This is a genomic window from Mucilaginibacter robiniae, from assembly GCF_012849215.1.
Classification (GTDB): Bacteria; Bacteroidota; Bacteroidia; order Sphingobacteriales; family Sphingobacteriaceae; genus Mucilaginibacter; species Mucilaginibacter robiniae.
On sequence record NZ_CP051682.1, the window covers coordinates 2,247,010 to 2,265,874 of the forward strand.

Below are 18,865 nucleotides of genomic sequence, written 5' to 3' on the forward strand. Positions count from 1 at the left end.
CAGGCTTAACCGTTGATTATCGTTTTAAAGTTTAGTTGTCTGCCTATCTATACTCTACATTATAGCACAGTAACTTAAGAATATTATTTCATTTGCATCAAACATACAAGTAATCACCCTCATTAAAGTCATCATACAGAACAACTTTGATGAGGGTGACCTGGAGATTAAAGTTCCGAACGCAGTAAACGACATTAGCCAGGCTTATTCCGCTACAAAATCAGCCACTTTTTTTACTTTATCTTTACCTATGCCGGTCTTTCCGCTGATAACACCAGACGCCAAATCCTTGGCTTCGTCCTTGATCTTATGGCCAATTGCCTCGCGTGATTTCCTGCCGTTTTCTGTTAAATAAAGATAGGCCAGTCCTCCCGCTACCAATGCGCCGATGGCTATTGAAGAGATCAGAACGGTGTGGTCTTCTTTTTCAAATGGGTTTTTCATAGTATTTCTTATGTATTAAATGAATAGTGGAATGTCGATATATTGACAATATTCATGCCTATCCTCTCTCCCGCTTTACAAATCGTTTAGGCTTAAACCTGAATGGGATAACGACAGACCTTTTACTTTTTTATCAGGTGCGATCAGCTTGGTTGCCCAACTTGTTTTGCTGCTTCTCTTCATCACCAAGTGTAATGCTCCAGAATTTCAGGCTTTCCACAGGATCAAATATGATCTTTAACACAGCAATGACCGGTATAAACAGAAACATATCTCGTATATCCAGATCATCCCCCCGATCACTACATCCCGCACGGTCATCAAGGTGTTAATCCTTACTTTTAATCCAATGATTACCGGTAACAATATGTTGCTGTTATGATTACCAATAGCACTTTACTCGTCACCGCGGCGGTCGCAAAGGTGATTACGGAACTCAGGATCAATGCGGTGAGTAACCAATATATGGAGTTGCTACATTTGATTGGAGAGATTTATCAAGGCAGATTTAATAAAGATTAAATTTGACTAAGATGAAAAAGCGAGTGTACGATGAATCGTTTAAAAGGATGGCTGTGGAGTTATCTGATGTTAAAGGTTCAGTAAAGGAGGCAGCCGAGGAATTGGGCATTGATCCAGGCAGGATTAGTAAGTGGAAAAACCAATATAAAAGCGATGGAACTAGCAGCCAGTCAGCCACTGCTCTGAGCGATGAGCAAAAAGAGATTAGAAGACTGCAAAAAGAATTAAGGGAGGCGCAGCAGGAGCGAGATATCCTAAAAAAGGCGGTCAGCATCTTTTCCAAGGGAGACGGGAGATATTCAGATTTATAAAGGCACATAAAACAGAATTCACCGTAGAAAAGACGTGCAAGGTACTGGGTGTAAGCTCCAGTAGTTACTATTACGGGTTAAAGCACCCTGTCAGCGTAACAGAACTTAAATCGCAGGTACTACTCTCACAAATAGAAAGTATCTATCGTAAAAGCAGGTGTTGTTATGGTAGCCCCCGCATTGCAATAGAACCAGAACAAGTCGGCATCCACGTTTCCAGGCCGTGCGTGGCTAAAGCAATGAAAAGAGCGAACTTAAAAAGTATTGTCCAGGAGCGGAAATATCGTGTTCAGACTACTGATTCCAGGCATACGTATGCAGTGGCTGAGAATCATCTCGGGCAGGACTTTGCGGTAGATAGATTGGCTCAAAAATGGGTGTCTGATCTCACTTATATTAAAACCGGTGAAGGATGGCTGTACCTGACCACGATTATAGACCTTGTAGACCGTAAAGTCACCAGATGGGCACTAAGTGAAACAATGAAAGCTATAGATGCTACGCTTGCAGCTTTTAAAATGGCTGTGAATCACAGGCCTGTAGTGCAGCAGCTTTCGCTCTGTTCGGACAGAGGTGTACAATATGCCTGTAGTGACTTTACCGAGCTGTTAAAGAAGTATCCTGAGGTAACAGCAAAGCATGAGCAGAAAAGGTAATTGCTGGGACAATGCCGTAGCAGAGAGCTTCTTTAAAACTATGAAAACTGAAATGGTTTATCACAGGTCATTTCAAACTAAAGCCGAAGCCAGGTTAGCTGTGTCTCCAGACACATCAAGGTTGGGTACAATCGGCAAAGAAGGCATTCAGCGCTGGGATATCTTACACCCTGCCAGGATGAAGAAGCGTTTCTAAACAACAATAAAATGTCTGCCTGATAAAATCTCTCCAATAAAACATTGCAATTCCACATTGAGGCTGATCCGGGTATTGGAACAGCTCAGAGAACACAGGGATTTGCCACAAAATGATCCGAATGGATAACGGGCCGGAGTTCATCTCGCATAAGCTGGACATATGGTGCAAGGAGAACAAGATCACCTTGGTTTTCATTCAGCCGGGCAAGCCGATGCAGAATGCTTATGTCGAACGGTGCAATGGTAATATCAGACGGGAACTACTAAATGCCTACGTATTTAAAACGTTGGATGAGGTCAGGGAAAAGGCAGAGGAATGGATGGTAGATTACAATTATTACCGGCCACATCATGCCTTAAAATTCCGCACGCAAGTCGATTTATTGCAAGATGTCTCAACGTAGAAAATTCTACTTTTGATTGGCCCTAAAAGCAGGGAAGCTGACAAGAGCATAGACCTTCTTATAAGCTAGATTAAAAGTGTTAACAAAAATGATGCATTGTTCATCTTGCGTTAACAACCCTGATAAAGCTTTCCCGTATACTTGGTAATCCAACAAACCGTATATGAAATTCAAACATTTACTCTTTTCGCCACTGATGGCAGCCCTGTTGCTGACCTCCTGCTCCAAGGAGGTAACGGCACCAGCTACGCAGCCCGTCAACTTAACCGTAGCTTCCCGTGCTGTTTCCGGCACCAAAGTCATTACCCAGACCTTTGATGAAGGCTTTGAATCGGGCAGCAAGACGGCTTATGCAGCAGCAGATGTCACGCTAAGCAGCGGCTCGTGGAATTTGAACAATGCGCTGATCGGCACTTCCACTTCTGACCCTAAAGTGGGCTCTAAATCGGTACGCCTTACCAGCACCGGTACCCTGGGCATGAACTTCAACGTAACATCAGGCGCTTCTACCGTAACGGTACGCTATGCAGTGTACGGCTCGGATGGTTCGTCTAACTTCCAGCTATGGGTATCCTCAGATAGCGGCAGCAGTTACAGTCAAACAGGCGCTACGGTAACGGCTTCGAGCAGTACACTAAGTACGGCCACGTTCACGGTGAACCAGGCCGGTAACCTGCGTTTCCAGTTGCGTAAAACCACAGGCGGCTCGAACCGTATCAACATTGATGAGTTTACCATTAACAGCTATGATAATAGTTCAACAGGTGGTGGAGGTAGTACAGGCGGCTCTACTACAGACAACAGCAACCTGCTGATGGGTAACCCGAGTGGTGCCACGACCAGCACCGCTAATAGCGATAACTACCTGCGTGACCTCACTTACTTTACCCAGAGCTACAATCGCAGCAAGGGAGAGCCGAACTGGACCAGCTGGTATGTAGGAGCCAGTTCTTTAGGTTCTACCGACCGTTCCGATAACTTCCGTGCGGATACGGGTTTACCGTCCGGCTGGTACGAGGTATCGGCCAGCAGCTACAGCGGTTCAGGTTTTGATCGCGGGCACAACTGCCCCAGTGCAGACCGTACATCTACGACCGCAGCTAACCAAGCCACGTTTTTAATGAGCAATATGGTGCCACAAGCCCCGAACAATAACCAGCAAACTTGGGCGAACCTAGAGAACTATGGAAGGTCACTGGTGACTGCTGGAAACGAGATTTACGTGATCATGGGCAGCTACGGACAAGGCGGTACAGGTTCTAATGGAGGAACAACCACTACGGTAGACAATGGTAATGTGGTAGTGCCAAGCAACATCTGGAAAGTAATTGTAGTGCTGGCTAACGGCAACAATGATTTGAGCAGGGTTACCAGTTCAACCAGGGTAATTGCGGTAAACACGCCTAACATCAACAGCATCAACACCGACTGGAAACAATACCGCTGCACGGTGAGAAGCATTGAACAGGCAACCGGGTATAACCTCTTGTCAGCTTTACCACAATCGGTACAGGATGCCATTGAAACCAAAGTGGATAATCAGTAATAACAGAACAATACTGTTACCACCTTTATAAGTAAAGCCAGGTATCTATCATGATGCCTGGCTTTGTTGTTTGCTATGGTTACATTAATTATGTTTCAATCAGCTTAGTACGCATACCAGCAACATTACCTTCTTTAGTCAGCCCTAAGATGAACACATCGACCTGCACTTCACCTACACGGTACACAGTAAGATTACTAAGTTCACTTTTAAGCGTTGCAGCCAGGTTTTGGAACTGATTTGCCACTTGCGGAGAGACAGAGCCTGACGAAGCATCGGTCATATTTCGTAACAGGTGCTCGATGGTGGTTTGCTCAATGGGCGTGCCTTGTGGTTTGGCAGCTATCTTGAGTACCAAGTCATTATCAATCACTTTAGCTTCTGTACAGACATACGTGAACGGGTAATCGGATTCACTCATCATCTGAAGACCGTTAGCTGCTTGTTCCAGGTTGCTTTGTATGCTCATTTCGGTAGTGATTTGTAGTTAGGAGTTAAAGGACAACGTTGGATGATTGTTTGCGCATACCGTAGAAAATTCTTGTAAGTAACGAGCTGTCTTTACTTACCGTTACTTATAGAACAAAATGCTCATTATATTTCCTTCGTTTACGGTGGCATATAATCCGCTGAGAGAATAAGAAGTAGTATTCTTTGCCACTTACAATATCAATGCTATTTAAAGGGCATTGCTATTAGTGATTTGTACAAGTCAGTAAATCCGTATACTTTCGCAGCATACAGACCTACTGGTCTGTTATTGTGATAAGGTTCCTCTAAAAAAGTGAAGAGTAAGAATATCACAAACAAAACTTACTTCTTACCCTTTATGAGTTTTTCAAGCATTTCTTTTCCGTCTTCATTGTGAGGATTTAACTCAATAGATTTTTTATAGTTAAATATAGCAAGTGAAGTATTACCCGATTTCATGTATGCCTCTCCAAGGCTGTCGTAAGCATTATAAGAATCGGGATGTGCTTTTACATTTTCAACAAATAGCCCGATAGCATTTTCTATTTTCCCAGCATTCAGCTGGTTATAACCGCAATTATTAACGAAGTCTTCTGTTGCGGTCATGTTATATCCAAATTCATCAGATAATATTTTAAAGTGCCGAAGAATATCTTGGTAAGAAATACTCGTATTTCCGTAATAGTCTATAAACCAGTCTTTATAAATAAATTTAAGTCCATCAAATAGGCTTTTATATGGAGCAGAAAAATGGTTTTCCTCCTCATATTTTTTGTATGCCCAGTTCAACCATGTTGGGGCAAATTGCTTCAATTCAGATGTTAATGAATCAACTTTCTGCGTATTTTCATTACCAATTGCTATAAATAACTTGCCATTGTGAGGGTGCGAAGCCTTTATGAACAAATGAATATTGGATAACATCCTATCATTAATCCCGTTAATTGCAGGGCTTGTTAAAATCATTGCTGGAAATAACTTTGGCATTTGCTCTTTAGCGTACAATGCAAACAAACCACCCAAAGAGTGTCCGGTCAGTATTCGATATGGTTGTACTCGATAGTGAGTATCAACGTAAGGAATTACTTCGTCTGCTATATATCTCAAAAATCTATCGGCTCCGGCATTGCTTGTCGTTTTAGAACTATCAAGCGCCCCTTTAGCATTTTTCAAATAGACAGGAGTAAAGTCTCTACCTCGATTTACGTTCACTATTCCAACGACAATCATTTCAGGCATTCTATTGCGATCATATCCTGCCAGAAAACCTACTGCTTCTGAAGCATGATTAAAATGATTACCTGCATCGAGCACATACAATACGGGATATGAATTTGATGTAGATGTATAGTTGGCTGGAAGATGTATCCAAAGTGTTCTATCTTCAGACATGACTTTTGAATGCAATAATATTGCTTTTTCGTTGTGGATAGGTAAAGAGTCAATCTGGGCAGTAACTATTTTGGGTAAGGAAATAAATATCAATAATAGAATAAAGGATAAATTGAAATAATAAAAATATCTACAAGGTTTTGCTCTTTTGTTCATTGCATAAAGTTAATCATTCAATGTTCCCATTAAATGATTAACATTTTAATTCGGATAATTTCTCCTGTATCAAGCAGGCGTTTTTAAAATAATAAGTTTCCTCTGCGTTCTCATGGAACAAGCCTGGATGCTATCTGATAGTTGGGCAACTTAGGTTACAGACTATTTGCTCTAAAACCTTATCCGTCCTATTAGTATCGTATGATCTACAATTCCGTAGTTGGCCATTGCTGCTTTATTCTGTTGTACAACTGGAGATTCTGTTGAACTTGACCACCACATTCCGGCGCAAACTGATCTACCGTCTGAACTATGAAAAGTCAACTCAAGTCCTGATTTTCATACTTTAATGATAAGCGGCTAAATTTTTTGGCCACTTATTTATTTGATCGTCCTTGCCCCAGCTGAATAGCAGTTACCTTCTAAAGTATGTAACGGTTCATATTCAATGTTGAAGGTATTTGTGAATTTCCATGTTGACCGAGTTAACTATCTCACTTATGCTTTGTTCAAGTAAATCGTTGGTTGCAATTGTCTTAACGTGCTGCTCAATTATTGTATAAGTGTTAAACTTTGCATCTTTAGAAATGCTCACACCTTCAAGATATTGCACTAAATCATTGAGCAAGGCTTGTTTATTATTATTTAGCTGTGCTTCCTGACCTTTTTCATAAATCAAAACCTGATCCCAGATGTAATTATATGCTTGATTTACATCAGTTAAATTATAGGTATTTGCAAACAGCTCTTTCAGTTTCTCCGGTGCAATAAAAAACAAATCTTCACACAAAGGATGTTTGTCTATTTCGTTTTCTAAATTTACAAGAAGCCTTTCCTTTATGGCCGACAGCTCAACATGAGCAGTAACATCAGCTCCTTTAGCACCAGGCGTAAACTCATTGTCTTTGTTGCCTTTCCATCCGTTTACATTACTTCGCACCCTGCTGGTAAACGTTTCCATGCTCTCGCCTTTACCCGAGCTTTCAAATCCACCCAAATCTTTATTTGAGTAATCATAATGTGAGGACTTATCTCCATCTGCCTGAACCTTATTATTAGGTTGACTGAAAACTGTCCAGACTTCGTTCTTGCCTCCAGGCAGGCTAGAATGGGCACTAACCATTTCACAAAAGAATTTTGCACTGGCATTGCTGCTTAGGTCGCTGCTGTTTTCAGCTTCTGCCGTAACACGATACCGAACAAAAAACGGCCCGGCAGACTTATTCTTAAAAGCCTGCTGTTCGGCACGTACATGGTGTTTTAAATGCCCTTCAGCTGTCATTTTATGTTGGCTGTTGGCATGAGAAGTTATTGGGAAAAGATTATATACCGCACCTACCCCTCCTATATTACCGTTCAGTAAATGTCCTCGTATTAAATAATTTATACCATGCATGGTTGCTAAGGTATCATACATTGCCTTTTGCTGTGTTTTACTGTCTGGCTCGGCACCTATTATAGGGTCAGTAACATCAATAAAAGCATCTGCTTGATAGCCAACCTCTTCGTCATGGCTCTTACCGTGCATATCAGTATAGGAAACCTTTTGGGTTTTATAATTTACCTCACTCTTTCGCTGAATAGTTGCAAGTGACACAGTTTTTGCCACCCGCTGTATATTTCCAGATGTTAAGGCCAAAGATGATGTATAGCTACTCGCGTTGTGTCCCATTTTATCTGCTTCACTTTCTAAGCCGGCATCGTCATTAACAGGCATGCCGCCCTTCAGCTGCATGGTAGGCTGCACGCGCCCCTGTTTTTGCTGTACCACGTGCCAAGCTTCATGCGGCAAATGCTGCTCCTGCCCCGGTGCAATATGAATGTCGGTACCCTGTGCGTAAGCATGCGCCTGCAACTGCGCTGGCTTATCACTGTTATAATGTACTTTGACATCATCGAGGCTATAGCCGGAAAGGTTCTCCACTCCGGCTTTCAGGCTGTCCGGCAATCCGGTATTATTTTTAGCTTTAGGCGCAGTCTGTAACTGCAAAGGATTGTTGGCAGGCTGCTTGAACTGCAACGGATTCTGGCTGCTTTTTTTTAACTGTAAGGGGTTGTCTTTCTTTTCTAACAGTTCATCCTCTTTGTCCACCATTCGCTGTAAAGGGTTTTGTTTCCGTTGCAAAGCATCCTTCTCTTCTCCAGCACCTTTTCGTTGCAATGGATTGTTGGTAATCTTGCCCGGGGCCTTTACTGCTGAATTTATTGATTGTTTATCTGGTATAAAACTCTTCATAAGGAAAAGATGAAATATTGATCTCTATATTACTGATTACAGTAGCATTGTTTAATATTAACAGAGATGTCCGCTTATCAGATCAATTATAGATTTGATTAATCTCCAGTATAATAACTGCAGTTGCTGTTCTATTTTATATAACTAAATTTCTACACTGAATGAATTACGCTCATTGTACTTGTTTTTTTACGGGAAATTATATTCTGTTGTTGTTCTGATTGGATAGCATAGAAGTTAATAATCTGTTTGTTATGAAACCGATACAGGGCTTCCTTCAATGACAGACTATTTATTTGAGCACAAACATTGTAAAATCTTCCTCAGAGTAATCGGTCTTGACCAAAACCTTTTCAGATAATTTCAAGCAGTAATCCATTATTTCTTTCATATCATATGCGACTAAACAACCTTGTTGAGCAACGCGACTTAGCAAGTTAAATCCTAACCCTTGCCGGCAACATGCATACAGCTTTTTTATGACCTTGAAAATAAAATCAGGGTCACTGTTTTGATAGCTTAATGAACCCGATGCCAACACGTAATCACATACCGGTGAGTCGGCAGTAGTAAAGTCGCCCAAGTAGAAATGTGTGTCAGGATAGCTGGCATAGCGCTCTACAGCAACATCAAGCAGCTCGGGTATTTGCTCTATACCGTAATAGGTATTTTGTGGGTATAAGTCATAAAGATATTTGCGCAAATCTCCATGGCCGCAGCCTGCATCAAGTACAGAGCCGCTACCTAAATCAATCATAGAAAACATTGCCTGAAAACGGATCAACTGACTGTATGCATTTCGCCAGCCCAACGCCTTGACATGGCGGGCACCATGCAACTGTATTTGCCGCTTATGATAACGAAGTACGGAGACAGTATCTAGGATAGCTTTCATAAATCAGGGAATGTCTTCTCTTTTTAACAAAGGAAATATCAAGAACCGGGTGATAAGTGCTCCCGTGACCATACTCACGATAACTATAGCCAGTACATTATGAAAAGGCATATTCACACAGTCTTTGTTGCTGCCCCCAAACCACGGAATATTATCATCCATATAGAGCGACATAAAAATGGCTAATACTAAAAGTATGACAAAAAAGGATATCATCCAGATAAATGCTTTTTTCCAAGCCCACCATTCTCCTTCCCGCCTGATAAAATAGATAAGCACTATGCTGCTAAGCATAAAGAGTAGCCCTAGGATGATATCAGTTATCCACAAAACGTACTGCATTTTTAAGTTCATCTGCCTATATATAGCCTCGTTTTTTTTACAATCATGTTGTACGCCAAGCCAAGCGGCAAGTTCGGGTGAGAATGTATTGCTACATGGTTGCTCCAAAAAATAGTAATATAACTGAACGTATTGGCCGAAAGTTAGTTGGGTTTGATGATGCTTTAGAGAAATTGTTTTTACTTTGATAGTATCAATGGTCAGCAGTTTTTCGGCTATTACGTCCCAAAGTTCGCTGTAGCCTTCACCATCACCTAAATCAAATAAGGCTATCCCGCCAATCTTGTTCAGCAAAGCCAGTTCATATTTTTTGGCCAAAGTGTTTTCATCATCATACCAAACCGTATCAACGGAGTTTTTGCCTTTTGTTTCTGTTGAAAACGCAATGCTGGTATCCAGATTATAAAAGGAAGTATTGTAATGGGAGCGGATGATTTTGTAAGGTAGATAGATGGGGTATTGCCCTTTGTTTGCAGGTTTAGTAAAAGTCCAGCGCACGCCATGATAGGGAAGGCATAGATAAATTTTCGCAGGCTGGAGCCCTTGATTGATAAATCTCGAAATGGCGGATTGCAGATTGTTATTGCCAAAGTCAGCTATTGGTGCTATAGGGCCTGGTTTTAGGGGATTATATTTTGTAAAGTCAATAACAAACTGGTTGGCGTAAGCATTCAGCGCCTGCAAATCATAAGCCGTAGCCTCGCCCGTCCCCGGTACAGTGATGCTTAGCTGAAAGCCAGGATAATTAATCCGAAGATATTCGTATAATCTTTTAATAAAGCCGGTTAGCTGCAACCTTGACTGTCCGTTTAATGCACTAAGATAAATGTTAAGTCCGGCCGCGCGCTTTAATTTAAGCTGTTTAGTTGCAGTGGTAAAGAAATTGTTTTGTGCGATGGGATTGTTAAGCAACTTAGCGGGGTCGGTATTGGTGAAGAATGACAGGTAAGTGTTACGGCCGCTGTTTACGCCATGGTTATATATGCTGTCTGTATTAGCATTATTTAAATCACGCACAAAGCCTGTAGTGGTATTAATTTCATAAGTAAACAAGGCTATGCTGCTTAATAAGTTATAATTGTAGTCCTCTCCGCTTTTTTCGCTTTGGTAGGATATGTAGCCCATTACATTCAGAACATGTCTTAAACGCAGCTTGTAAACCAATAGCGTGCTATCATTTAACTTGGCGGTATCCATCTGTTGGGGCGACCGGCTGTAAAGCGCTTTAATGGATTGTAACTTGGTCAGCTGCTTAACGTTGATATGCTGTGTATTCTGGATGCTTTTCAGCATAGGTAACACTTTTGCAATAACAGAATTGATACTCTGCTGCTGTTCAATTTCCTTTCCGGTAGTATCTTGCACGATTTGCGGGTTGAGTTTCAGAGCCTGTATATGCGCTAAAAGCTCATTGTACTGCTGCCTGCTGGTATCTGTAAGGCGTTGCTGGAGTTGTTCAAGATTTCTTGAAGTAATTAAATTCCGGTTGTTAAGCACCAAAGAGTCTATCAAGAATATGATTCTTTGTTTTTCTTTGGCTCTTGCATTCTGTTTAAACTTTAATGCTTGTAGCATCTTTTTTAACAGAGATGCATCTGCTTTCAAAGCTTTGACTGATCCTTTGAGCGTAACACTTGTTTTCTGCAGTGAATCACCAATAATTTCGGGTACCTTGGGCGCTTTAGGAAGCGTAATTTTGTTTTTTAATGAGTCAATTATTGGCTTCTGAGCAAATGCACATAGGTTAGGTGTAATTAATGAAAATATTACAATAGCAAATCCACATACTATTATCTTTAAAGTTAATATCTGAAATTGCTTAAAAATAAAAATCATGAATTAGATTAGGTTTTAAAAGTAGCTTTTTTGAAACAGTCACTAGTCTATACAAACGCTTTATTTCATATTACATCATCTTTAACTAACCAAAATTTCTCTAAATATAACAGGGTTTTGATTACCTGCAACAGCCTAAAAATAATTTAAATATATTTCTCTTTATACTAAAATTGCATAATTTAGGCTCAATCAATTTTTTCCAAATTATTGCATCTTCCCGAATATGATTTATGAGGCATTAAAATGTATTGCAGAGGAAATTAATGAACTTTTCAGGGTTAAACTTAAAGTTAATGATGATCGCATAATTATCTCAGGGTTAACCAGCCAGGATGGAAGCACAGCTATACAGAGTGAAAATAAAATAGTCATCACTTTAGTTAATATTGAGAAAGAGATAAATGGTCTAAATGCAGGATCCACATTGAGTGCCGGGCAAAGTGTAAAAAAGAATCAGTCAACCAATGTAAATCTTACCTTAATGTTTTCTGCCTACTTCGCTGCCAATAATTACCCGGAAGCACTGCGGTTTATATCATTCATCATTGCTTACTTTCAATCCAATGGGGTTTTTACTCATGCTAATACACCAGGCCTGGATTCTAGAATTGATAAGATGATGATTGAGATGGTCAACTTTAGTCCCGAACAACACAACAATATCTGGAGCATGCTGGGGGCCAAATATATGCCATCTGTTATATATAAACTGCGTATGCTAACCTTTAATGAATCCATAATTCAGGAAATCAGACCTGCGATAACTGGTTTAGGGCAGCAAACATCCGCCAAACCTTAAAGTGAAATGACAACCTATTATCACAATTTCTTGACGCTGAGACTACAGCATAACTATTTTGCTGATCAAAGGCTTATTGGCTTTGAGTTTATGCCCGATCCTGTAACTCAAGGATTTTTAAGTAAGTGGGGCGTAATAGTTAAGCAAAGAAGTAATAAGGTAAGATTTCTTGCTGAACAAGAAAAGCTGGATAAATTACTCCATACGCATTTAAAGTTGCGTTTCCTTCTGAAGATTACAGATGTATATTTTTCAAATTATACACACGGTATAGACAAAGACAGCTCAAAGGAAATCCTATATCTGAATAATACATCAGCTGAAAATTCTGGCAAGGTGGGTTATAACAATCTGCATCAAGATGATTTTGTTGGAGAGAAAGATATTCAAGAATCAACTGCGCTTGCTCATGCGCCTTTAACTGATGCTGTTGCCTGTGTAGATGTGCAATTATATCCAGAGATGCCGGCAGACTTGTTCATTAAGTTTCGGGCAAAAGATACTTATTGGAAATATATTCTTATCAGCAAGCACCTGTTAGAGTTGGAATCTCTGGCGGTGATTGGAGACAATAATGAACCTTTTGACGGGCCGGAAGAAATCCGGTTACCTGACAAACAACGAGCTGTTGTTTTCAAATCAGTACAGCCGATCAAATTGTCTCAAAATCCATCCGGTTTTAACAAACTGGTCGAAAACTACGTAGCCGGTTCAACAGGTTATAGCTTGGTCATTCGCCGGCTTCCGGTACCCAACATCAATCAGATATCCTGTGCATCGCCCAATCCGAACAAACAGTTTACTCATTCAGAAATATTCATTTAAACAAACTAACTAAACCATGGCGTCCAATTACATGACCCCCGGCGTTTACATTGAAGAAAAAAACGCATTTCCCAATTCAGCCGTTGCGGTAGAAACGGCCATCCCGGCTTTCATCGGCTACACAGATGTTGCCGTCAGGAACGGCAAGTCGCTGGTTGGCCAACCTATTCGGGTCAACTCCTTTACAGAATATGTTGAGCTTTTCGGCGGTCGTTTCAACCCCAGGTTTGTAATTGCCGACCCGGATAAAAACGTCAAAGAAGACTCGTTCGTTATTGACGGGGCTGAAAGAGTAATCCGGTTTAAAGACAATAATATTTTTTATCTCTTTAATTCTATGCGTTTGTTTTACGCCAACGGGGGCGGTCCGTGCTATATCGTGTCGGTAGGCACCTATGGTGACAAACCGGACGGATTCGAGATCAACGCTGCTGACTTCACCGGGTCTGCCGAAGCGCCGGGCCCGCTGGATGCCTTACTGAACGAGCCGGAACCTACCCTGATCGTCATTCCGGACGCCATTGCCCTGGGTGAAGAATGTTATACCTCTATCTACACCTTAGTACTGGCTCATTGCCAGAAAACACAAAGCCGCTTCGGCATATTTGACCTGGTCAAACAAACGCCAGCCGATCAGACCGACGCTGTAGTATCCAGTTTCCGGGATAAAATTGGCATCAATGCTTTAAATTATGGCGCGGCTTATTACCCGTGGCTCAGAGCCACGGTTGCACAGGCTGATGAAGTGAGCTATACCAATCTCGATGCTGGTATTGACTTGGAAACCTTGCTGCCGGAGCCTGCTGCCAAAGATGTGGTTACTCGGTATAAAGCCAAAGAAGCGCCCAGTGATAATGACAACCGTAATTATCACCTCTCGTTAAAAGCAACGAGCTTGACTTATGTACATATTTTAGAAGAAATCAGGAACAAGATAAATGAGCTACCGCCAAGCGGAGCTATGGCAGGCATTTATACTATGGTTGACAATACCCGTGGGGTATGGAAGGCGCCTGCTAACGTGTCGTTGAGTATGGTTAATGCCCCAACGTACACGGTATCGCATGACGCGCAAGAAAAGCTCAACGTGGATGTTATGGCCGGTAAATCCATCAATGTTATCCGTCCGTTTCCGGGGGTAGGTACCCTGGTTTGGGGCGGGCGCACGCTGGATGGCAACAGTCAGGACTGGCGCTACATTAACGTTCGGCGCACACTGATTATGCTTGAGCAATCTATCAAACTGGCTGCCCGGGCCTATGTATTCGAACCCAATGACTCCGGTACCTGGATTACGGTCAGAAGTATGCTGACCAATTTCCTGACCAACTTATGGAAGCAGGGGGCCTTGGCAGGCGCCGCTCCTGAGCAGGCCTTTGACGTACAGATTGGCTTGGGTTCCACCATGACGCCCAACGATATTCTGGACGGTAAAATGCTGATCTCGGTTAAGGTGGCTATCGTGAGGCCTGCTGAGTTTATCATCATCACTTTCCAGCAACAAATGCAGCAATCTTAATTATTTAAATAAATCACTTAAATACAATTTAAACACTTATAATAATGGCAGATGACGGATCAGCACAAGGCACGGCGATATGGCCTTTAGTTAAATTCGCATTTTCGGTAAAATGGGATACTACGGAGCTTGTTTTTCAGGAAGTTACCGGCTTGAATGCAGAATCTCAGGTGATTGAATACCGTGGCGGTAATAGTAAAGACTTTACTACAGTGAAAATGCCCGGCTTGCAAAAGTTTGGCAACATCACGTTCAAAAAGGGGATTTTCAAAGGCGATGTGGCTCTATGGACACAATTCGCTACCATCAAGATGAATACTTTCAAACGTATACCTATTACGGTTAGCTTGCTTGATGAAACCGGCAAGGAGATAATGACTTGGACGCTAAAAAATGCATTCCCTACCAAATATTCCGGAACGGATATGAAAAGCGATGGCAATGAAGTGGCCATAGAAACCCTGGAAGTTGCCCACGAAGGATTAACACTAAAGGCTGAATGATAACGGTTGCCGGCAGTAGTTATCCGCCTGTTGGGTTCTATTTTAGTGTCACTGTTGGAATTTTCATCAGTGACACTACTTTTCAGGAAGTTAGCGGGTTGAACGTGGTCCTGGGTACGGAAGATATTAAAGAGGGCGGCGAAAACCAATTTATTTATCGCTTACCTACGCCACCTAAATATTCAAACCTGATACTTAAGCGCGGTATGGTAACTGGATCGGCTCTGATAGACTGGGCGAGGTTAGCTGTTGAAAACTTTACGTTTATGCCCCAGACAGTTATCATACAACTGCTCAGCAGTAATGCAGACCTGCCTTTAGCGGCATGGAATGTGGCCAATGCATATCCGCTATCCCTGAAAGTATCTGACTTTAAGGCGCAGGACAGCAACATCGTGATTGAAACCTTGGAACTTGCTTTTACAACCCTACAAAGATTATTATAGATGCCTCTGGAGATAAGAGAACTTGTTATTAAAATTAATGTCGAGAGCGGCTACGAAAAGCCAGCCACGACTGACAAAGACCTGAATAAATTAAAGGCAGCTATTGTAAAAGAGTGTACGGCTGCTATTATGGCTAATATCAAAGCACAAAGAGACAGGTAATGGCACTGGTTAAATTAGAAATAGATGCTTATGGCGAGGCCAACTGTACCGGCCAGTCGGTTGGCAGTATTACGGCAATGTTTAATCCTGAAAGTTATACGCGCAGCTACACAGTAAGCTATGAGATGTCTGATGAGATCGCTTCGAGCGCTGCAACCATGATTTTCAGACGGATTGGTCAAAGTGATCTCAATCTGAAGCTGATTGTTGATGGTACCGGCATTGTTCCGCTTCCGGGGGCTACTAGTGTAGATGCTTACATTACCAATTTTTTATCCGTTGTATATAATTATCAGGGTTCCAGTCATCGTCCAAATTATCTGAAGTTAACCTGGGGGAGTTTGTCAGTTGTTTGCGTTTGTACTTCGGTTAACGTGGCTTACTCTTTATTTAACCAAGATGGTACCGCCTTGCGGGCTACGCTAAATGTGATATTTGCCGGGACAGTTGATTTTAAAACAAAAGCACAGGAAGCTCAGAAAAGCTCTCCGGACTTAACCCATGTGCGTACAGTAAAAGCCGGCGATACTTTGCCCTTAATGACTTATCAGATATACGGAGACAGCTCCTATTATCTGCAGGTAGCCAGAGCCAATAACTTAACCAGTGTTTCGGCAATCAAACCGGGCGATCAGATTTACTTTCCGCCCATAAAAAAATAACATGGCAGTTTCTCCGGCAACAATTACAGATCCTACACTGCGGTACTCTATACTTACTAATGGTTCTGCCTTAAATGATAGTTACTCAGTAGTCAGTATCGTCATCAAACACGAACTGAACAAAATTTCTTGGGCCGAGTTGGTTTTAAATGATGGTGATATTACAAACAGTGATTTCCCGATAAGCGAGAGCAACGATCTGATACCGGGTAATACTATATCTGTAACAGCTACCTATGGCGACGATAGTGAATCAACCATTTTTACGGGCATCATTGTCAAGCAATCACTTGAAACGGATAATACCGCCAGTCAGTTAATCGTCACCTGCAAGCATCAGGCCGTAGCCATGACGTTTAACCGGACCGAAACTGTGTTCTTTAACCAAACGGATAGCGCTGTTATGACTGCTGTACTGGGCAATTACAGCGCTATGTCATCTACGGTAACTTCCACCTCCTATACACAGGAGGTCATGTATCAAAAAATGGCCACGGACTGGGATTTTGTGGTCTCACGCGCTGAATTTCTGGGATATGTTATCGCGCTGGATGACACTTCGCTTACTATTGGGCCGCCCGCCGTGTCAGGAAGTGCACCATTGAAAGTAACCTTAGGATCGGATATATTAGCCTTTAAAGCCGAAGTTAGTGCCGAACGGCAGGCTACTTCGGTGCAAACCAATGCCTGGGATATTACGTCGCTGGCTGCCGGTAATTGCACATCTACAGAGCCAACGGTTAACCATCAAGGTAACCTATCAGGTACAACGCTCGCCTCTAACCTCAGCCAGCAAACGCTCAACCTGAACTCCGGAACCTTGATGGCCACTGATGAGCTGAAGCTGTGGGCAGATGCCAGCCTGTTACGAATGCGCCTGGCTGCCGTACGAGGTGAAGTTACGTTTATTGGCAGTGCGCTTGCTAAAACCAACACCTTACTGACTTTGATTGGCGTAGGGGCCCGCTTTAACGGTGATGCTTTCATATCAGCCGTTACACATACGCTCAGAGACGGCCTCTGGCGTACCACCGCTAAGTTTGGACTGGATGATACACCTTTGCACGAGCGGGCGCCAGTTTCATACCCTCCGGCGTTTGGCTTACTGCCGGCTATCAATGGTTTGCAAATAGGTATCATCAAGCAATTATCTTCTGATCCGGATTCTCAGTTTCGTGCCGAAGTGACTATAGCTTCACCATCAACCAATCCGGTAACGTTATGGGCCCGTGTAGCCAACCCATATGCTACAGTGTCTGCCGGCTCGGTTTTTATGCCCGAGGTTGGCGATGAGGTTATTATCGGCTATTTGGAAGATGATCCGCGTTACCCGGTAATTTTAGGCTCCTTATACAGCAGCACAAATGCTAATCCCAGTCCTGCAACTGATGATAATAACTATATCAAGATGCTGATGACGAAAGCACAGCTTACACTTAAGTTTGATGATGAAAACAAAATAATCACCATTCAAACGCCTGGAGCTAACAAGATTGTACTGTCTGATCAGGATAAAGCAATTTCCATAATGGATCAGAATGGCAATTCCATAAAGATGACTTCGTCAAATATTACAATTGATTCGGCAAAAGATATCACCTTGTCGGCAAGCGGCAACATCAATTTGAATGCAACAGGTAAAATTTCATTAGCCGCACAGCAGGATGTAGCGGTTAGTGGAATGAATATTAGCAATACAGCCCAAATGGGTTTCACCGGTAAAGGCAGCGCCACTGCCGAGCTTTCTGCATCCGGGCAAACTACCGTTAAAGGCGCAATAGTTATGATTAATTAAACAAGATATTTATGGGAATGGCTGCCAGATTAACCGATATGCATACCTGCCCGATGGTGACACCCGGTATTCCGCCTATACCCCATGTTGGCGGCCCGGTTATTGGTCCGGGAGTGCCTACGGTACTTATTGGTAAACTTCCGGCTGCCGTGCTCGGTGATTCGTGCATATGCGTTGGACCGCCCGATTCGATCATTATGGGTTCAACAAGCGTCATGATTGGCGGTAAGCCTGCGGCCCGCATGGGCGACACCACCGCGCATGGCGGCACCATTATTTTAGGTTGCCCTACGGTAATAATTGGAGGATAAAGCATGGAAGCAAAAGATCAGACTTTTTTAGGTAAAGGCTGGGGTTTCCCGCCAACCTTTGACAAGGTTAGCAATACTGTGCGGATGGTATCTGATATTCAAGATATTGAAGAAAGCATACGATTAATTTTAAGCACTATACCCGGAGAGCGATTGATGCAGCCTAAGTTTGGATGCGAACTGCACCGTTTAGTTTTTGAGGAAATAGATTCTAATTTAATTACACGCTTACAGCATATGATTTATCAGGCCTTGCTCAACTTTGAGCCCCGGGTAAAGTTTGTTAGTCTGAACGTACTTCATGCTGATTCTACTGAAGGTATGCTTGCGCTGCAAATTATCTTTGATGTAATTATAACCAATACCCGGCACAATATAGTATATCCATTTTACCTGATCGAAGGAACCAACCTGTAGCAGGCAGGCGGCTG

General features: G+C 42.3%; 22 protein-coding genes. 15 read left to right on the forward strand and 7 right to left on the reverse strand.

Annotation, left to right across the window (positions count from 1 at the left end; translation table 11 throughout):
• Window positions 1-204: 204 nt before the first annotated feature.
• Both HH214_RS10075 and HH214_RS10080 read right to left on the reverse strand, forming a co-directional pair.
• Window positions 205-444, reverse strand: a complete 240-nt coding sequence (locus tag HH214_RS10075; RefSeq protein WP_169607340.1) for a YtxH domain-containing protein — start codon at window positions 442-444, stop codon at window positions 205-207.
• 133 nt (window positions 445-577) lie between these two features.
• Complete coding sequence (locus HH214_RS10080) at window positions 578-715, reverse strand: hypothetical protein (RefSeq protein WP_169607342.1); 138 nt, start codon at window positions 713-715, stop codon at window positions 578-580.
• A 262-nt stretch (window positions 716-977) separates the two neighbouring features.
• Between HH214_RS10080 and HH214_RS10085 the strand changes: the two genes are divergently transcribed.
• The 5 genes from HH214_RS10085 (at window position 978) to HH214_RS10105 (ending at window position 4,081) form a co-directional block, all read left to right on the forward strand.
• On the forward strand, window positions 978-1,277 hold the full coding sequence (locus HH214_RS10085) for a transposase (protein WP_169607343.1): 300 nt from the start codon (window positions 978-980) through the stop codon (window positions 1,275-1,277).
• The gene (locus tag HH214_RS10090; RefSeq protein ID WP_248282276.1) at window positions 1,274-1,933 is read left to right on the forward strand and encodes an IS3 family transposase; all 660 of its coding nucleotides are present in this window, start codon (window positions 1,274-1,276) and stop codon (window positions 1,931-1,933) included. Before HH214_RS10085 ends, HH214_RS10090 begins: the two co-directional genes overlap by 4 nt.
• Window positions 1,917-2,129 carry an integrase core domain-containing protein gene (locus tag HH214_RS10095; RefSeq protein WP_169607345.1) on the forward strand — a complete coding sequence of 71 codons (213 nt, stop codon included), beginning with the start codon at window positions 1,917-1,919 and terminating at the stop codon, window positions 2,127-2,129. Before HH214_RS10090 ends, HH214_RS10095 begins: the two co-directional genes overlap by 17 nt.
• Before the next feature lie 121 nt (window positions 2,130-2,250).
• Window positions 2,251-2,535 carry an integrase core domain-containing protein gene (locus HH214_RS10100; protein ID WP_169607346.1) on the forward strand — a complete coding sequence of 95 codons (285 nt, stop codon included), beginning with the start codon at window positions 2,251-2,253 and terminating at the stop codon, window positions 2,533-2,535.
• A gap of 163 nt (window positions 2,536-2,698) precedes the next feature.
• A complete protein-coding gene (locus HH214_RS10105; protein WP_169607348.1) occupies window positions 2,699-4,081 on the forward strand; it encodes a DNA/RNA non-specific endonuclease in 1,383 nt (460 codons plus the stop codon).
• An 88-nt stretch (window positions 4,082-4,169) separates the two neighbouring features.
• Here the strand turns inward: HH214_RS10105 and HH214_RS10110 are convergent, their stop codons facing one another.
• From HH214_RS10110 to HH214_RS10130, 5 genes are all read right to left on the reverse strand, one after another.
• Complete coding sequence (locus HH214_RS10110; RefSeq protein WP_169607349.1) at window positions 4,170-4,550, reverse strand: nuclease A inhibitor family protein; 381 nt, start codon at window positions 4,548-4,550, stop codon at window positions 4,170-4,172.
• A 344-nt stretch (window positions 4,551-4,894) separates the two neighbouring features.
• A complete protein-coding gene (locus HH214_RS10115) occupies window positions 4,895-6,100 on the reverse strand; it encodes an alpha/beta hydrolase-fold protein (protein WP_169607350.1) in 1,206 nt (401 codons plus the stop codon).
• Window positions 6,101-6,545: 445 nt separating this feature from the next.
• Window positions 6,546-8,336, reverse strand: coding sequence for an eCIS core domain-containing protein (locus HH214_RS21945; RefSeq protein ID WP_211166350.1), 1,791 nt, complete (start codon window positions 8,334-8,336; stop codon window positions 6,546-6,548).
• A 292-nt stretch (window positions 8,337-8,628) separates the two neighbouring features.
• The gene (locus HH214_RS10125) at window positions 8,629-9,231 is read right to left on the reverse strand and encodes a class I SAM-dependent methyltransferase (RefSeq protein ID WP_169607351.1); all 603 of its coding nucleotides are present in this window, start codon (window positions 9,229-9,231) and stop codon (window positions 8,629-8,631) included.
• A 3-nt stretch (window positions 9,232-9,234) separates the two neighbouring features.
• The gene (locus HH214_RS10130) at window positions 9,235-11,409 is read right to left on the reverse strand and encodes a glycosyl hydrolase family 18 protein (RefSeq protein ID WP_169607352.1); all 2,175 of its coding nucleotides are present in this window, start codon (window positions 11,407-11,409) and stop codon (window positions 9,235-9,237) included.
• A gap of 226 nt (window positions 11,410-11,635) precedes the next feature.
• Here HH214_RS10130 and HH214_RS10135 point away from each other — a divergent pair, with 226 nt between their 5' ends.
• From HH214_RS10135 to HH214_RS10180, 10 genes are read left to right on the forward strand one after another with little or no spacing between them, the layout of a single operon-like run.
• A complete protein-coding gene (locus HH214_RS10135) occupies window positions 11,636-12,211 on the forward strand; it encodes a DUF4255 domain-containing protein (protein WP_169607353.1) in 576 nt (191 codons plus the stop codon).
• A 6-nt stretch (window positions 12,212-12,217) separates the two neighbouring features.
• Entirely contained in the window at window positions 12,218-13,036 is an 819-nt protein-coding gene (locus HH214_RS10140) for a hypothetical protein (protein ID WP_211166351.1), read from the forward strand.
• 16 nt (window positions 13,037-13,052) lie between these two features.
• The gene (locus HH214_RS10145; RefSeq protein WP_169607355.1) at window positions 13,053-14,555 is read left to right on the forward strand and encodes a phage tail sheath family protein; all 1,503 of its coding nucleotides are present in this window, start codon (window positions 13,053-13,055) and stop codon (window positions 14,553-14,555) included.
• A 44-nt stretch (window positions 14,556-14,599) separates the two neighbouring features.
• On the forward strand, window positions 14,600-15,058 hold the full coding sequence (locus HH214_RS10150) for a phage tail protein (RefSeq protein ID WP_169607357.1): 459 nt from the start codon (window positions 14,600-14,602) through the stop codon (window positions 15,056-15,058).
• Window positions 15,055-15,504, forward strand: coding sequence for a phage tail protein (locus HH214_RS10155; RefSeq protein ID WP_169607359.1), 450 nt, complete (start codon window positions 15,055-15,057; stop codon window positions 15,502-15,504). Before HH214_RS10150 ends, HH214_RS10155 begins: the two co-directional genes overlap by 4 nt.
• A complete protein-coding gene (locus HH214_RS10160; RefSeq protein ID WP_169607361.1) occupies window positions 15,505-15,666 on the forward strand; it encodes a DUF5908 family protein in 162 nt (53 codons plus the stop codon). It begins immediately after the preceding gene.
• The gene (locus tag HH214_RS10165) at window positions 15,666-16,328 is read left to right on the forward strand and encodes a CIS tube protein (protein ID WP_169607363.1); all 663 of its coding nucleotides are present in this window, start codon (window positions 15,666-15,668) and stop codon (window positions 16,326-16,328) included. Before HH214_RS10160 ends, HH214_RS10165 begins: the two co-directional genes overlap by 1 nt.
• A 1-nt stretch (window position 16,329) precedes the next feature.
• Window positions 16,330-18,123, forward strand: coding sequence for a type VI secretion system tip protein VgrG (gene vgrG, locus HH214_RS10170; RefSeq protein WP_169607365.1), 1,794 nt, complete (start codon window positions 16,330-16,332; stop codon window positions 18,121-18,123).
• 11 nt (window positions 18,124-18,134) lie between these two features.
• Entirely contained in the window at window positions 18,135-18,434 is a 300-nt protein-coding gene (locus tag HH214_RS10175) for a PAAR domain-containing protein (RefSeq protein ID WP_169607367.1), read from the forward strand.
• A 3-nt stretch (window positions 18,435-18,437) separates the two neighbouring features.
• Entirely contained in the window at window positions 18,438-18,851 is a 414-nt protein-coding gene (locus HH214_RS10180) for a GPW/gp25 family protein (RefSeq protein ID WP_169607368.1), read from the forward strand.
• The last annotated feature ends 14 nt before the right edge of the window (window positions 18,852-18,865 follow it).

What these genes read in the sequence shown, in the direction of transcription:
- HH214_RS10075 (WP_169607340.1), bottom strand. Translation starts at nt 444, where the DNA reads ATGAAAAACCCATTTGAAAAAGAAGACCACACCGTTCTGATCTCTTCA.
- HH214_RS10080 (WP_169607342.1), bottom strand. Translation starts at nt 715, where the DNA reads ATGTTTCTGTTTATACCGGTCATTGCTGTGTTAAAGATCATATTTGAT.
- HH214_RS10085 (WP_169607343.1), top strand. Translation starts at nt 978, where the DNA reads ATGAAAAAGCGAGTGTACGATGAATCGTTTAAAAGGATGGCTGTGGAG.
- HH214_RS10095 (WP_169607345.1), top strand. Translation starts at nt 1,917, where the DNA reads ATGAGCAGAAAAGGTAATTGCTGGGACAATGCCGTAGCAGAGAGCTTC.
- HH214_RS10100 (WP_169607346.1), top strand. Translation starts at nt 2,251, where the DNA reads ATGGATAACGGGCCGGAGTTCATCTCGCATAAGCTGGACATATGGTGC.
- HH214_RS10105 (WP_169607348.1), top strand. Translation starts at nt 2,699, where the DNA reads ATGAAATTCAAACATTTACTCTTTTCGCCACTGATGGCAGCCCTGTTG.
- HH214_RS10110 (WP_169607349.1), bottom strand. Translation starts at nt 4,550, where the DNA reads ATGAGCATACAAAGCAACCTGGAACAAGCAGCTAACGGTCTTCAGATG.
- HH214_RS10115 (WP_169607350.1), bottom strand. Translation starts at nt 6,100, where the DNA reads ATGAACAAAAGAGCAAAACCTTGTAGATATTTTTATTATTTCAATTTA.
- HH214_RS21945 (WP_211166350.1), bottom strand. Translation starts at nt 8,336, where the DNA reads ATGAAGAGTTTTATACCAGATAAACAATCAATAAATTCAGCAGTAAAG.
- HH214_RS10125 (WP_169607351.1), bottom strand. Translation starts at nt 9,231, where the DNA reads ATGAAAGCTATCCTAGATACTGTCTCCGTACTTCGTTATCATAAGCGG.
- HH214_RS10130 (WP_169607352.1), bottom strand. Translation starts at nt 11,409, where the DNA reads ATGATTTTTATTTTTAAGCAATTTCAGATATTAACTTTAAAGATAATA.
- HH214_RS10135 (WP_169607353.1), top strand. Translation starts at nt 11,636, where the DNA reads ATGATTTATGAGGCATTAAAATGTATTGCAGAGGAAATTAATGAACTT.
- HH214_RS10140 (WP_211166351.1), top strand. Translation starts at nt 12,218, where the DNA reads ATGACAACCTATTATCACAATTTCTTGACGCTGAGACTACAGCATAAC.
- HH214_RS10145 (WP_169607355.1), top strand. Translation starts at nt 13,053, where the DNA reads ATGGCGTCCAATTACATGACCCCCGGCGTTTACATTGAAGAAAAAAAC.
- HH214_RS10150 (WP_169607357.1), top strand. Translation starts at nt 14,600, where the DNA reads ATGGCAGATGACGGATCAGCACAAGGCACGGCGATATGGCCTTTAGTT.
- HH214_RS10155 (WP_169607359.1), top strand. Translation starts at nt 15,055, where the DNA reads ATGATAACGGTTGCCGGCAGTAGTTATCCGCCTGTTGGGTTCTATTTT.
- HH214_RS10160 (WP_169607361.1), top strand. Translation starts at nt 15,505, where the DNA reads ATGCCTCTGGAGATAAGAGAACTTGTTATTAAAATTAATGTCGAGAGC.
- HH214_RS10165 (WP_169607363.1), top strand. Translation starts at nt 15,666, where the DNA reads ATGGCACTGGTTAAATTAGAAATAGATGCTTATGGCGAGGCCAACTGT.
- vgrG (WP_169607365.1), top strand. Translation starts at nt 16,330, where the DNA reads ATGGCAGTTTCTCCGGCAACAATTACAGATCCTACACTGCGGTACTCT.
- HH214_RS10175 (WP_169607367.1), top strand. Translation starts at nt 18,135, where the DNA reads ATGGGAATGGCTGCCAGATTAACCGATATGCATACCTGCCCGATGGTG.
- HH214_RS10180 (WP_169607368.1), top strand. Translation starts at nt 18,438, where the DNA reads ATGGAAGCAAAAGATCAGACTTTTTTAGGTAAAGGCTGGGGTTTCCCG.